Below are 13,819 nucleotides of genomic sequence, written 5' to 3'. Positions count from 1 at the left end.
TCAGCATGTGGCCGATAGCCTTGATTAAACAAGGGTCTCTCCCTGGCCCGTCACAACAACAAGGATCCGTAGTCATGACACTTTCGTTGCGCGGCAAGCTGCTGGCCACCAGTCTGGGGGTGGTGCTGCTGATGGCCTCACTGCTCGGCATCGTTGCCTTTCACACCCTCAAATCCCGCACCATGAGCGCCATCCAGAGCGAGGCGGTCAACTATGGCCACGCCTACTCGGTCGCCATCGGCGACTGGATGGCGGATCGCAAGAACACGGTGCACGCGCTGGTGAACCTGATCGCCGACAACCCGCAGGCCGAGCTGGTGCCGCACCTGAAGCAGGCCTACACCTCGGGCGGGTTCGGGCTCACCTACTTTGGCTCGACCCAGGGGGTGATGACCCGCCAGGACCCCTCCCTCAATACCGGCAACTATGACCCGCGCGAGCGCCCCTGGTATCAGGACGCGGTGAAGGCGGGGCAGCTCATCGTCACCGCTCCCTATGTCAGCGTCACCATGCAGAAGCTGGTGGTCACCCTCTCCGAACCGGTACGCCATCAGGGCGAGCTGGTCGGCGCCGTGGGGGCCAACCTGGCGCTCGACAAGCTGATCGACGAGGTACTGGCGATGCAGGTGCAGGGGGATGGGTACGCCATGCTGCTCGACAGCAGCGGCCTCATCGTCGGTCACCCCAACAAGGAGCTGGCGCTCAAGCAGATAGCTGAGCTCTCCCCCGAGCTGTCGGCGGCCACCTTCCAGCAGTGGGGCCGCGAGAACAACGAGCTGCACGCCGCCACCCTCGACGGGCGCGACGTGCTGCTGGCAGTGCAACCGGTGGCGGGCACCGACTGGCTGCTGGCCATGGTGATGTATCGCGACGTGCTGGAGGCACCGCTCGCCACCCTGCTGTGGCAACTGGTGGGGCTGACCCTGGTACTGATGCTGGTGTTCAGCGCCCTGCTCACCGCCATGTTCAAGTATCTGTTTGCCGATCTGGGCCGGGTCGCTGGCGCGCTGCACGACATCGCCCACGGCGAGGGGGACCTCACTGTCCACATCAACACCCGCAGCAAGGACGAGGTGGGTCAGCTGGCGGAGAGCTTCAACCAGTTCGTGGCGCGGCTGCACGGCATCGTCAGCCGGTTGCGTGACGTCACCGTCGAGCTGGCGGCCCAGTCCCGCGCCCAGGCGGCCGGGGCTCAGTCCCGCAGCCAGCGGGTGCGCCAGCAGCAGGACGAGATCGTGATGGTGGCCACCGCGGTGACCGAGATGGCCTCCGCCACCCAGGAGATCGCCGGCAACGCCGAGTTTGCCGCCACTACCTCGGGCGATGCGGTCAAGCTGGCGGTATCCGGCCAGTCGCAGGTCGGCCAGAGTCAGCGCAGCATCACGGGGCTCGCGGACGAAGTGGCCGACGCCAGCCAGATCATTGTGGAGCTGGATGCCCATGCCCAGAAGATCAGCGGCATTCTGGCCACCATCAGCGGCATCGCCGAGCAGACCAACCTGCTGGCGCTCAACGCCGCCATCGAAGCGGCCCGGGCCGGCGAGCAGGGGCGCGGCTTTGCGGTGGTGGCGGACGAGGTGCGGGTGCTGTCGCGCCGCACCCACGACTCCACCGACGAGATCCAGCAGATGATCGAGACCCTGCAGCAGACCACCCGCCGGGCGGTGGGCGGCATGGAGACCAGCCGCCAGCTGGCGGGGACCAGCGTGGAGGATGCGGAGTCCGCCAACCAGAGCCTGGCGCGGATCAACGAGGCGATCGGTTCCATCAGCGACATGGCGACCCAGATTGCGGCGGCGGCCGAAGAGCAGACCTCGGTCACCAGCGAGATCAGCCGCAACACCGAGAACATCCGCCACGTCTCCCAGGAGCTGGCCGAGCAGGCCAATCAGGAGGCGGCGCAGGCGGCCGAATTGAAGGGGCTGACCGAGCGGCTGGAGCAGGAGATTGGCCGCTTCCGGCTCTGATCCTTAGACAATCTTCCATGAAAAAGGGCAGCCCGCGGGCTGCCCTTTGTTATTTCACGACAGGCTCAGAGGTCTGCTTGACCCAGATGAGTTGATCGGTGGCAAAGCCCAGCGATGCCGCCTTGGCGACCAGCGCATCCACGTTGGCCTTGGGTGGATTGGGCGAGCGGGCGAGGATCCAGAGGTAGTCGTGGTTGTAGCTGGTCACCAGCGAGAGCTGGTAGTCGGGGTCGAGCTCGATGACGTTGTAGCCGCCATAGAAGGGGCCGAAGAAGCTCACCTTGAGCCGTGCCTCGTCCGGCTTGTCGACGAAGTAGGCCTTGCCCTCGGCTTTGCGCCAGCTGCCATCGCTCTGCTTGCCGCGGTTGAGCACCCTGACGCCGCCGTCGTCGCGCAGGCTGTAGGTGGCGCTCACCTGCTCCAGTCCGCGCTCGAAGCTATGGTCGAGGCGGGCGATCTCGTACCAGGTGCCGAGGTAGCGGTCGAGCTGGAAGCCGGTAACGGGGCGGATGCCGTCGGCGAGGCCGGTACAGGCCGTCAGCAGGCAGGCGGTGAGCAGGCAAAGCAGTGCACGCATGAACAATTCCTCTCTGGTTATCCCTCTATGATGCGCAGCTGGCCTTCCCGAAAGCGGGAGGCCTGATCCGTCGGCGTGCTGCCGAAGAAGCGCTTGTACTCCCGGCTGAACTGGGAGTTGCTCTCGTAGCCGACCCTGGCCGCCGCGGTGCCCGCCTTGATGCCGTCGTGCAGCATCATCATCCGCGCCTTGTGGAGGCGAAACGACTTGATGTACTGCAGCGGCGAGGTGGCGGTGACCGCCTTGAAGTGGTGGTGGAAGGCGGAGACGCTCATGTTCACCTCCCGCGCCAGCTCCTCCATGGTCAGGTTGTCGGCGAAACGCTGCTCTATCATACGCAGCACCCGAGCGATCTGGCCCACATGGTTGTGGCGGTTGGCGAGCGCCTGCAGCGCCGGGCCACCCCCTTCGTGCAGGGCGTAGAACAGCATCTCCCGTACCGTCTGCGGCCCCAGCACCCGGGCGTGATGGGGCTTGTCCATCAGATCGATCAGCCGTTCGGCGGCGCAGAACATGGCCTCCGACAGGGGCACCGAATGCACGCCGCTCTTCTGCGGAGCGGGAGCAGGCAGGGCATCCCCCAGCTCCAGCAACAGCTCCTGCAGGGTCACCAGGTTGATCTCGAGGGAGAAGCCGATGAGGGGCTGCTCGGGGGAGGCGAAACACTCGCACTCGCAGGGCAGCGGCAGGGTCATCAGCAGGTAGTGGTTGGGGTCGTAGCGAAACACCTGGTCCGCCAGATAGCCCACCTTGTGTCCCTGCAGGATCACTATCATCCGCGGCTGGTAGAGTACAGGGGTGCGGCCGTGGTATTCGGTGGTGTAGATGAGGCTCACCTGATCCACCGGCGAGGGAGTGATGCCGGGAGCGGTGACGTGGCGAGTCAGCTTGGCGGCGAGGTCGGTGTAGCGTGTCTGCATGGGATGCTCTTGGAGTCTGTTCTGGCTGCTTTGTAGAAATAGGCAAAGAACTAGCAGGATGTTGTCTTGATGGTATTGGTTGTCTGGAGAAAAATGCAATTAAATTTTTGCGGCCTGGCCGCCAGAGACTAAAAAGGCAATGTCGATGAACAACTTCACCCTGCATACCCCGACCAAGATCCTGTTCGGCAAGGGCCAGGTCGCCCAGCTGCGTGAACAGCTGCCGCGCGACGCCCGCATCCTCATCACCTACGGTGGCGGCAGCGTGGTGCGCAGCGGCCTGCTGGCCCAGATCCGCAGCGAACTGGCCGGCATGACCCTGTTTGAATTCGGCGGCATCGAGCCCAACCCCACCTACGAGACCCTGATGGGGGCGGTCGAGCTGGCCCGCGCCGAGCGGGTCGACTTCCTGCTGGCCGTCGGCGGCGGCTCCGTGCTGGACGGCACCAAGTTCATCGCCGCGGCTGCCCATTATGATCCGGCCCGGGATCCCTGGCACATCCTCGAGACAGTGGGCAACGAAGTGCGCTCCGCCATCCCGCTCGGCGCCGTGCTGACCCTGCCGGCCACCGGTTCCGAGATGAACATGGGTGCCGTGGTGACCCGGCGCAGCAGCGGCGACAAGGTGCACTTCTTCTCGCCCTTCGTGATGCCGCGCTTTGCCGTGCTCGACCCCGTGCTCACCTACACCCTGCCGGCCCGTCAGGTGGCCAACGGGGTGGTGGATGCCTTCGTGCACATCCTGGAGCAGTACCTCACCTACCCGGTCAACGCCAAGGTGCAGGATCGCTTCGCCGAGGGCCTGCTGCTGACCCTGCTGGAAGAGGGCCCCAAGGCGCTGGTGGAACCGGAAAACTACGAGGTGCGCGCCAACATCATGTGGAGTGCCACCCTGGCGCTGAACGGCCTGATCGGAGCCGGTGTACCGCAGGACTGGGCCACCCACATGCTGGGCCACGAGATCACCGCCCTGCACGGCCTCGACCACGCCCAGACCCTGGCGGTGGTGCTGCCGGCCCTGCTGCAGGCCAAGCGCCAGCAGAAACACGCCAAGCTGCTGCAATACGCCGAGCGGGTGTGGGATCTGCGCAGTGGCAGCGAGGCTGAGCGCATCGACGACGCCATCGCCGCCACCCGCGACTTCTTCGAGCGGATGGGGATCAAGACCCGGCTGCGGGATTACGGCGTGGCGGACGCAGGAATTGATACCCTGCTCGGCAAGCTGGCGGAACACGGCATGATCGCCATCGGCGAGCACGGCGATATCGACCTGGTGCAGAGCCAGCATATTTATGAGGCGGCCTGGTAAGCCGGGCACACCGGTCAGTCACCATCGAAACGATTAAATAACAGGGGCCGGATCCGCCTATTTGGCGGGTAGACGGCCCCTTGTCTGTTACAAAACAGTTACTTTTTTCGTTTTCGGCCTGATATCTGTGATCCGTGCGGATTTCGTAAGAACAAAAAGCGCTAAGATAGAGGGCCGGTAAAACATTTTTTTTGACTGGTTGGATCACTTTTTCCAGCGCTTTTTACTGGTATAAGTCGCTAATTTGGTTTGTTTTTTTAAATCATGGTCCGGGACGGGCTGAATTCTGTACGCGCGCTGCCGGGACTGCGGTTGTAATAAAACTCCAAAATTTGATACTAATCACCTTCGCGCCTGAAAAGCGGGGGCCTGACCATGACAGGAGGTTGAGGTAAAGCCTACTGATTTTCATAACAAAGGGCCCGTGACCTGCACTTTGGTCATGTCTTGTTTCGCCAGAAATGCGACACTGGGCAGCGATTGTTTATTAACCATCAGGGAATAGTCATGCAGATTGGAATACCGAGAGAGAGTCTCGCCGGTGAGACCCGGGTCGCAGCGACCCCGGCCACCGTTGAGCAGCTGAAAAAGCTCGGCTTCGAGGTCGCTATCGAGGCCGGTGCCGGCCTGCTGGCCAGCTTCGATGATGCCGCCTTCGAGGCTGCCGGTGCCAGCGTGGTGCCGAGCGTCTGGCAAGCCGACCTCATCTTCAAGGTCAATGCGCCGACCGATGCCGAGATCGCACAAATTAAAGATGGTGCCACTCTGGTGAGCTTCATCTGGCCCGCCCAGAACCCTGAGCTGGTCAAAAAGCTGTCGATGCGCAACATCAATGTGATGGCGATGGACATGGTGCCGCGGATCTCCCGTGCCCAGTCCCTCGATGCCCTCTCCTCCATGGCCAACATCGGTGGCTATCGCGCCGTCGTTGAAGCCGCGCACCAGTTTGGTCGCTTCTTCACCGGCCAGATCACCGCCGCCGGTAAAGTGCCGCCCGCCAAGGTGCTGGTGATCGGTGCCGGTGTCGCCGGTCTGGCCGCCATCGGTACTGCCGGTTCCCTCGGTGCCATCGTGCGTGCGTTCGATACCCGTCTGGAAGTGGCCGAGCAGATTGAGTCCATGGGTGGCGAATTCCTCAAGCTCGACTTCGGCGGCGAGGATGGTTCCTCCTCCGATGGTTACGCCAAGGTCATGAGCGAAGAGTTCATCGCGGCCGAGATGGCGCTGTTTGCCCAGCAGGCCAAGGAAGTGGACATCATCATCACCACCGCCCTGATCCCGGGCAAGCCGGCACCCAAGCTGATCACCAAAGATATGGTGGACAGCATGAAGCCGGGTTCCGTCATCGTGGACATGGCTGCCCAGGCTGGCGGCAACTGCGAATACACGGTATCGGGTGAACTGCATGTCACCGACAACGGCGTCAAGGTGATCGGTTACACCGATCTGCCGGGTCGTCTGCCTGCCCAATCCTCCCAGCTCTACGGTACCAACCTGGTCAACCTGATGAAGCTGATGTGCAAGGAGAAGGACGGCAACGTCGCCATCGACTTCGAAGACGTGGTGCAGCGCAACATGACGGTGATCCAGGCCGGTGAAGTGACCTTCCCGCCGCCCGCCATCTCCGTCTCTGCCGCTCCGCAGAAGCCGGCCGCCGCCAAACCGGCTGCCAAGAAAGAAGAGGCCAAACCCTCCAACAAGAAGTTCGTGTTCGGTGCCCTCGGCATCGCCGCCTTCGGCTGGGTTGCTGCCGTGGCGCCTGCCGCGTTCCTCTCTCACTTCACCGTATTCATCCTGGCCTGTGTGGTCGGTTACTACGTGGTGTGGAACGTCTCTCACGCCCTGCACACGCCGCTGATGTCGGTCACCAATGCCATCTCCGGCATTATCGTGGTCGGTGCCCTGCTGCAGATTGGGCAAGGGTCGACCCTGGTCACCGCATTGGCCTTCATCGCCGTGCTGATTGCCAGTATCAACATCTTCGGCGGCTTCACCGTCACTCAGCGCATGCTGAAGATGTTCCGTAAGGATTAAGGGGGTTTAACGTGTCTCAAGGACTGGTAACAGCATCCTATATCGTTGCCGCCGTGCTCTTCATCCTCAGTCTCGCGGGACTGTCGAAGCAAGAGACGGCCAAACATGGCAACCTGTTCGGTATCGCGGGTATGGCCATCGCCCTGCTCGCCACCGTATTCAACCCGGAAACCAGTGGCGTTCACTGGATCATCCTGGCCATGGTGATCGGCGGTGCCATCGGCGTGCGTCTGGCGCTCAAGGTCGAGATGACCGAAATGCCCGAGCTGGTGGCCGTGCTGCACAGTTTCGTGGGTATGGCGGCCGTGCTGGTGGGCTTCAACAGCTTCATCGATCTGCACCCGTCTGCTCCGGCTGAAGTGGTGGTCTCTGTCGGTTCCAACCTGGATGCCACTCTGGCCGCGGCCCGCGCCGCCTTCGAACAGGCCAACAGCGTCGCCCAGGTCGAGCACCTGACCGGCGCCATGCTGAACATCCACCTGGTGGAAGTGTTCCTGGGCGTCTTCATCGGTGCGGTGACCTTCACCGGTTCCGTGGTGGCGTTCGGCAAGCTGCGTGGCCTGATCTCTTCCAAGCCGCTGATGCTGCCGCATCGCCACAAGCTGAACCTGCTGGCCGTGGTGGTCTCCATCGCGCTGATGATCCACTTCGTCAACGCCGGTGGCTCCACCTTCGCCCTGCTGGTGATGACCCTGATCGCCTTCGCCTTCGGCTGGCACCTGGTTGCCTCCATCGGCGGCGCCGACATGCCGGTGGTGGTCTCCATGCTGAACTCCTACTCCGGTTGGGCGGCGGCGGCGGCGGGCTTCATGCTCTCCAACGACCTGCTGATCGTCACCGGTGCCCTGGTGGGTTCTTCCGGTGCGATCCTCTCCTACATCATGTGTAAAGCGATGAACCGCTCCTTCATCTCCGTGATCGCCGGTGGCTTCGGCTCCGACGGTGTGGCCTCCACGGCCGACCAGGAGATGGGCGAATACCGCGAGACCAGCGCCGAAGACGTGGCCGAGCTGCTGAAAAACTCCAGCTCCGTCATCATCACCCCGGGCTACGGCATGGCGGTGGCACAGGCTCAGTACCCGGTGGCCGAGATCACCCAGAAGCTGCGTGATCGCGGCGTCAAGGTGCGCTTCGGTATCCACCCGGTTGCCGGTCGTCTGCCTGGCCACATGAACGTGCTGCTGGCGGAAGCGAAAGTCCCGTACGACATCGTGCTGGAAATGGACGAGATCAACGAAGACTTCAGCGATACCGATACCGTGCTGGTGATCGGTGCCAACGACACCGTCAACCCGGCTGCCATGGAAGATCCGGGCAGCCCCATCGCCGGCATGCCGGTGCTGGAAGTGTGGAAGGCGCAGAACGTCATCGGCTTCAAGCGTTCCATGAACACTGGCTATGCCGGTGTGCAGAACCCGCTGTTCTTCAAAGAGAACACCCAGATGCTGTTCGGCGATGCCAAGGCCAGCGTCGAGGCCATCCTGAAAGCGCTGTAAGCGCCGGAGAGGAAAGCAAAAAGGAGGCTGCGGCCTCCTTTTTTATTACTTACTTTTTGGTATATCCTCAGCCAATGCACAGAGGGAGAGCGCGGCATGGTGTGGCGGAAAGGATGGATCCTGTTTTGTCTCTGGTGGGGGAGCCTGGTGCAGGCCGCCGAGCCGCCGACCCTGACCCTGCTCACCGAGCTGTGGCCGCCTTATGTGATGCGCCTCGACGACGGCAGTCTGGGTGGTGCCGATCTTGAGCTGGCCCGCACCGTGCTCAAACGGATGGGCTACCAGACCACGGTCAAGGTGCTGCCCTGGAAGCGGGTGCTGCAGGAGGCCAGGTTCCAGCGCGGCGATGCCATCGTCGACGCCTTCTTCGAGGAGCGGCGGCTGGAGTGGCTGCACTATCCTGATGAGCCCCTCTCCCAGAGCGGTGAAGTGATCTTCTTCCCCTTCAGCAAGCCTGTCGACTATCAGAGCCTTGAGAGCCTCAAGGGGCTGCGCATTGGTATTCAGTCCGATTACGCCTATGGCGAACCCTTCCTGACCTCGGCCCTGTTCACCCGGGTGCCCATGACCGGGGAGAACAACATGATCAAGCAGCTGCACCTGATGATGGCCGGACGGCTGGATGCGGTGGTGATGAACCAGATAGTGGGCCGTTACCTGCTCAAGGGGCAGGGTCTGCAGGATCAGATCGGTCACAGCGAGAAGATGGTGACCGAGAGCAACCGCAACTTTCTCGCCTTTACCCACAGGCCCGGCAACGAACGGCTGGCCTATCAGTTCTCCCTCGCCCTCAAGGCCTTCAAGCAGACCCCCGAGTATCAGGCCCTGCTGACCCGCTACGGGCTCTGACCCCGTCTTGAACCGGCGGTACCGGGCCGCTATCACCCTGTTGTGCGCCTGTTCACATTTTGTGGCACTTCACCGCCAGTGGGGCATAATGCCTGCGCAAAAAGCGAGTCGGCTCAATTTTATTTGAGTCCTATTGCTTTAGAGTTACCAAAAGTTGATCGGATTACCCAGCGCCGCAGCGGCTCCGATCATAGGCGCGGCCCTCATTCGGCTGCCGCCAGACCGGCATCTCCCGCCATACTGGTTATATGTCGCTCCGCCGTTGCATGGCGGCCGGACTGCACAATACACGCCCCCATGCGGGCACCATGAACATGAGACACATCGCAATGAACGCACAATGGACCGACTTTATTACCCTGCTCAAGCGTGAAGTGGTGCCGGCCCTTGGCTGCACCGAGCCCATGTCGGTGGCGCTGGCGGCGGCCAACTGCCGCAAGCTGCTGGGGCAGGTGCCGACCCGCGTCAGCGTCTGGGTCAGCGGCAACCTGTTCAAGAACGGCATGGGGGTAGGGGTGCCGGGTACCGGCATGATAGGGCTGCCGGTGGCAGCGGCCGTCGGTATCACCGGCGGCAACCCGGATGCCGGGCTGGAGGTGCTCAAGACCCTCACGCCGGATCAGGTCGAAGCCGCCAAGGCGCTGCTGCCCGCCATCAAGGTGGACGTGAAGGACGTGCCGGACGTGCTCTACGCCGAGGTGCTGGCAGAGGTAGAGGGCCACAGCGCCCGGGTGGTGATCTGTACCGACCACACCCGCATCATCCTGATGGAGCGCGATGGCGAGGTGCTGATGGCGCAGGACAGTGCCCCTGGTGTGCAGATCCAGGCCGCCCCTGCCAGCAAGCCCACCATGACCCTGCGCGAGATCGTCGAGTTCGCCCTGCAGGTGCCGCTGGCCGAGATCGACTTCATCCGCGAGGCGGCCACCATGAACCAGGCGCTGGCGGACGAAGGGCTGCAGGGGTATGGCCTGCGCATCGGCAAGATCCTCACCGAGCAGGTGGAGCGCAAGCTGCTCTCCGATGACCTGATGACCCTGGCCATGCGCCTCTCTTCCGCCGCCTCCGACGCGCGGATGGATGGTGCCATGCTGCCCGCCATGTCCAATTCAGGCTCCGGCAACCAGGGCATTGCCGCCACCATGCCGGTGGTGGCCGCCGCCCGCTTCCTCAAGGCGAGCGACGAGCAGCTGACCCGGGCGCTGGTGATGAGCCACCTGGTCGCCATCTACATCAAGACCTACCAGAACAAGCTGTCGGCCCTCTGTGCCGCCAGCACCGCCGCCATGGGGGCGGGGGCCGCCATCACCTGGCTGCTGGGCGGTCAGTTCGAGCAAATTAGTCACTGCATCAACAACATGATTGGCGACGTTTCCGGTATCATCTGCGACGGTGCCGGCAGCGCCTGTTCCATGAAGGTCTCTACCTCCACCTCGGCGGCGGTGAAATCCTCGCTGATGGCCATCAACAATCTGCGGGTCCCCCAGAGCGAAGGCATCGTCTCCGACGACGTGGATCAGACCATCGCCAACCTGGGCCGCCTCTCCAAACAGGGGATGCTGGATACCGATATCGAGATCATCAACATCATGCGGGCCAAGCAGCAAGGCAAGGCCGAGTGATGCAAGAGGGTGGCGCAGGCCACCCTCCGTTTTTCTGCCAGTTGACGCCACCCCGGCCATACCGGGGGGCGCGCCGCCACGACGCGGCAGGTTTCAGGGAGGAGTGCGTACTGGGCACTCGTCCGCACACTTCGGGCCTGGCCCGATCATTTTGGGGAATATCGTCATGACTCTTAGCGTTATAGGTAATCTGGCCATCCTGGCCATGTTGCTGCTGTTTCTCTATCGGTTGCAGCAGACCCACGTCAGCTTCACCCGCCGGGTCTTCTCGGGGCTGGGGCTGGGCATCCTGTTCGGTGCCGCCCTGCAGCTGCTCTACGGGGCCGGTTCCGACGTGCTGGTGCAGACCGGCGACTACCTGGACATCGTCGGCAGCGGCTACGTGAAGCTGCTGCAGATGATCATCATCCCGCTCATCATGGTCTCCATCATAGGGGCCATCCTCAAGCTCAACGGTGGCACCGCCCTTGGCAAGATCAGCGCCATGACCATAGGGGTGCTGATCTTCACCACCATGATTGCCGCCGGGGCGGGCATCCTGATGTCCAACCTGTTCGGTCTGACCGCCGAGGGGCTCACCGCCGGCGCCGCCGAAACCGCCCGCGGGGCGGCCTTGCAGACTACCCTCGGCAGCGTCGAGAGCATGTCCTTTGCCAAGATGGTGCTGGAGTTCATCCCGGCCAACCCCTTTCTCGACATGACGGGGGCGCGCAAGACCTCCACCATCGCCGTGGTGATCTTCTCCATCTTCATCGGCCTCTCCGCCACCGGCATCGCCCGCAAGAAGCCGGAGATCTTCGCGAGCTTCGGCCACTTCATGCAGGTGGCCCACGTCATCGTGATGCGGATGGTGACCCTGGTGCTGCGCCTGACCCCCTACGGCGTGCTGGCGCTGATGACCAAGGTGGTGTCCGGTTCCAACTACGCCGACATCATCAACCTGCTCAACTTCGTGCTGGCCTCCTACGGTGCCATCGCCATCATGTTCGCCGTGCACCTGCTGCTGGTGGCGCTGGTGGGCATCAACCCGGCCCGCTTCCTGAAGAAGATCATGCCGGTGCTGGCCTTTGCCTTCACCTCCCGGACCAGCGCGGGTTCCATCCCGATGAACGTGCAGACCCAGACCAAGGCGCTCGGCATTCCTGAGGGGATCGCCAACTTCGCCGCCTCGTTCGGTTCGACCATCGGCCAGAACGGCTGCGCCGGCATCTATCCGGCCATGCTGGCGGTCATGATTGCGCCGACCGTGGGGGTCAACCCCATGGATCCGGGCTTCATCATGACCCTGATCGCCATCATCACCGTCAGCTCCTTCGGGGTGGCCGGCATTGGTGGCGGCGCCACTTTTGCCGCGCTGATCGTGCTCTCCGCGCTGGACTTCCCGGTGGCGCTGGCCGGTCTGCTCATCTCCATCGAGCCGCTGATCGACATGGGCCGTACCGCGTTGAACGTCTCCGGCTCCATCACCGCCGGTACCGTCACCAGCCGTCTGCTGGGGGAGACCGACATGGCGGTGTTCAACAGCGAGCAGGAAGTCTGTCTGGACGGCGAAGAGTCCACCATCTGATCCGCCGCGGGAGGGGATCCCTTCCGCCATCAACCACAGGGAGGGCATGCCCTCCCTGCGTCATTGACAGGAGCAAGTATGAGAATCGTGATCATCGGTGGCGAAGCCGCCGGCATGAGTGCAGCCGCCAAGGCGCGCCGACTGGCCATTGATGCCGAAATCGTGGTGTATGAGGCGTCCGAGGTGATCTCCTTCGGTGCCTGCGGTCTGCCCTATTTCGTCGGCGACGAGTTTCAGGAGCCCGGCTACATGGCCGAGTTCACCCCGGCGCAGTTCGCCGCCAAGGGGATCGAGGTCAAGACCGGCCACCGGGTGCTGAGCCTGGATGCCGCCGCCCAGACGCTGAAGGTCGAACATAACGGCGACACCTTAACCGATCGCTACGATCGGCTGATGATCGCCACCGGCGCCCGCGAAGTGATGCCGCCCATCCCGGGCCTGCAGCAGGAAGGGGTATTCGGCCTGCGCCGGATGGCCGATGGGCTGGCCCTCAAGGCCGCCGTGCAGGAAAAGGCCAACACCCGTGCTGTTGTGATCGGCTCCGGCTTTATCGGGCTGGAGGTGGTCGAGGCGCTGGTCCATCAGGGCAAGGAGGTGCGTCTGATCGAGCTGGCGGAGCGGGTCATCCCGGAGGCGTTCGACAGCGAGATCACCCAGCATATCGAGACCGAACTGCGCGAGCAGGGGGTTTCCCTCCATCTCGGCGAGCGGGTAGAAGCCCTGTTGGGAGAGGGCCGGGTGACCGGCGTGCGCACCAGCCATGGCGAGTACGAGGCCGATATCGTGGTGGTCTGCACCGGGGTCAAACCCAATACCGAGTTCCTGGCCGATACCGGCATCGAGCGGCTCGGCAACGGCGCCATCAAGGTGGACCGGCAGGGGCGCAGCTCGCTGGCCAACGTCTGGTCGGCCGGTGACTGTGCCAGCGTCTGGCACAGCGTGAAGCAGCAGCAGGTCTATGTGCCGCTCGCTACCATCGCCAACAAGCTGGGGCGCATGGTGGGCGAGAACCTGGCGGGCGCCGAGCAGGAATTCCCGGGCACCCTCGGCTCGGCGGCGCTCAAGGTGCTGGGGCTGGAGGCGGGCCGTACCGGCCTCTCCGAGCAGGAAGCCAAGGCGATGGGGATCGACTATCGCACCGTGGTGATCAAGGACAAGTGCCACACCAACTACTGCCCGGGCCAGTCCGACATTCACGTCAAGCTGGTCTACGAGGCGGGCAGCAAGCGGCTGCTGGGTGGTCAGATCCTCGGGCGCAAGGGGGCGGTGCACCGCATCGATGCGCTGGCGGTCGCCATTACCATGGGGGTGACCACGGAGCAGCTCGGCATGCTGGACTTTGCCTACGCGCCGCCCTTCTCCCGCACCTGGGATGTGCTCAACGTGGCAGGCAACGTCGCCAAGTAATACACGGCATGACGGCGTGGCTGATGTGTGCCGTCTTTCCCCATGCCGCCGGCACGGGGTGGTAAAGGGGC

Annotated in this window: 10 protein-coding genes; 8 read left to right on the top strand and 2 right to left on the bottom strand. The window is 63.4% G+C overall.

What is annotated here, in order from left to right; all coding sequences use genetic code 11:
- Positions 1-74: 74 nt before the first annotated feature.
- The gene (locus PG897_RS14760; RefSeq protein WP_043170612.1) at positions 75-1,967 is read left to right on the top strand and encodes a methyl-accepting chemotaxis protein; all 1,893 of its coding nucleotides are present in this window, start codon (positions 75-77) and stop codon (positions 1,965-1,967) included.
- 49 nt (positions 1,968-2,016) lie between these two features.
- On the opposite strand, the gene PG897_RS14755 is transcribed toward PG897_RS14760, so the two are convergent.
- Both PG897_RS14755 and PG897_RS14750 read right to left on the bottom strand, forming a co-directional pair.
- Positions 2,017-2,544 carry a lipocalin family protein gene (locus tag PG897_RS14755; protein WP_043170613.1) on the bottom strand — a complete coding sequence of 176 codons (528 nt, stop codon included), beginning with the start codon at positions 2,542-2,544 and terminating at the stop codon, positions 2,017-2,019.
- A 17-nt stretch (positions 2,545-2,561) separates the two neighbouring features.
- Complete coding sequence (locus PG897_RS14750) at positions 2,562-3,464, bottom strand: AraC family transcriptional regulator (protein ID WP_019839392.1); 903 nt, start codon at positions 3,462-3,464, stop codon at positions 2,562-2,564.
- A gap of 145 nt (positions 3,465-3,609) precedes the next feature.
- Here PG897_RS14750 and yqhD point away from each other — a divergent pair, with 145 nt between their 5' ends.
- The 7 genes from yqhD to PG897_RS14715 all read left to right on the top strand — a co-directional run bounded on the left by yqhD (position 3,610) and on the right by PG897_RS14715 (position 13,748).
- Positions 3,610-4,773 carry an alcohol dehydrogenase gene (yqhD, locus tag PG897_RS14745; RefSeq protein WP_043170614.1) on the top strand — a complete coding sequence of 388 codons (1,164 nt, stop codon included), beginning with the start codon at positions 3,610-3,612 and terminating at the stop codon, positions 4,771-4,773.
- 507 nt (positions 4,774-5,280) lie between these two features.
- Entirely contained in the window at positions 5,281-6,807 is a 1,527-nt protein-coding gene (gene pntA / locus PG897_RS14740) for a Re/Si-specific NAD(P)(+) transhydrogenase subunit alpha (RefSeq protein ID WP_201881021.1), read from the top strand.
- 11 nt (positions 6,808-6,818) lie between these two features.
- Positions 6,819-8,303, top strand: coding sequence for a Re/Si-specific NAD(P)(+) transhydrogenase subunit beta (pntB, locus tag PG897_RS14735; RefSeq protein WP_005306445.1), 1,485 nt, complete (start codon positions 6,819-6,821; stop codon positions 8,301-8,303).
- Positions 8,304-8,399: 96 nt separating this feature from the next.
- Complete coding sequence (locus PG897_RS14730) at positions 8,400-9,152, top strand: substrate-binding periplasmic protein (protein ID WP_139724381.1); 753 nt, start codon at positions 8,400-8,402, stop codon at positions 9,150-9,152.
- Positions 9,153-9,466: 314 nt separating this feature from the next.
- Positions 9,467-10,774 (top strand): L-cysteine desulfidase family protein, encoded by a 1,308-nt coding sequence (locus PG897_RS14725; RefSeq protein ID WP_043158750.1) that lies wholly within the window; start codon positions 9,467-9,469, stop codon positions 10,772-10,774.
- A gap of 166 nt (positions 10,775-10,940) precedes the next feature.
- Positions 10,941-12,341, top strand: coding sequence for an L-cystine transporter (locus PG897_RS14720; protein WP_017779299.1), 1,401 nt, complete (start codon positions 10,941-10,943; stop codon positions 12,339-12,341).
- A gap of 78 nt (positions 12,342-12,419) precedes the next feature.
- Positions 12,420-13,748: a CoA-disulfide reductase gene (locus PG897_RS14715; protein WP_201885274.1), complete on the top strand. Its 1,329-nt coding sequence runs from the start codon at positions 12,420-12,422 to the stop codon at positions 13,746-13,748.
- The last annotated feature ends 71 nt before the right edge of the window (positions 13,749-13,819 follow it).

Source organism: Aeromonas sp. QDB20 (assembly GCF_027707805.1).
Lineage (GTDB): Bacteria > Pseudomonadota > Gammaproteobacteria > Enterobacterales > Aeromonadaceae > Aeromonas > Aeromonas dhakensis.
Note: the sequence above shows the minus strand (reverse complement) of the source record. Positions and strands in the feature narration are given on the sequence as shown.

Bases quoted from the DNA above. Each gene is read 5' to 3' on its own strand.
- pntA (WP_201881021.1), top strand. From the start codon at position 5,281: ATGCAGATTGGAATACCGAGAGAGAGTCTCGCCGGTGAGACCCGGGTC.
- PG897_RS14755 (WP_043170613.1), bottom strand. From the start codon at position 2,544: ATGCGTGCACTGCTTTGCCTGCTCACCGCCTGCCTGCTGACGGCCTGT.
- PG897_RS14720 (WP_017779299.1), top strand. From the start codon at position 10,941: ATGACTCTTAGCGTTATAGGTAATCTGGCCATCCTGGCCATGTTGCTG.
- PG897_RS14715 (WP_201885274.1), top strand. From the start codon at position 12,420: ATGAGAATCGTGATCATCGGTGGCGAAGCCGCCGGCATGAGTGCAGCC.
- PG897_RS14730 (WP_139724381.1), top strand. From the start codon at position 8,400: ATGGTGTGGCGGAAAGGATGGATCCTGTTTTGTCTCTGGTGGGGGAGC.
- PG897_RS14760 (WP_043170612.1), top strand. From the start codon at position 75: ATGACACTTTCGTTGCGCGGCAAGCTGCTGGCCACCAGTCTGGGGGTG.
- yqhD (WP_043170614.1), top strand. From the start codon at position 3,610: ATGAACAACTTCACCCTGCATACCCCGACCAAGATCCTGTTCGGCAAG.
- PG897_RS14750 (WP_019839392.1), bottom strand. From the start codon at position 3,464: ATGCAGACACGCTACACCGACCTCGCCGCCAAGCTGACTCGCCACGTC.
- PG897_RS14725 (WP_043158750.1), top strand. From the start codon at position 9,467: ATGAGACACATCGCAATGAACGCACAATGGACCGACTTTATTACCCTG.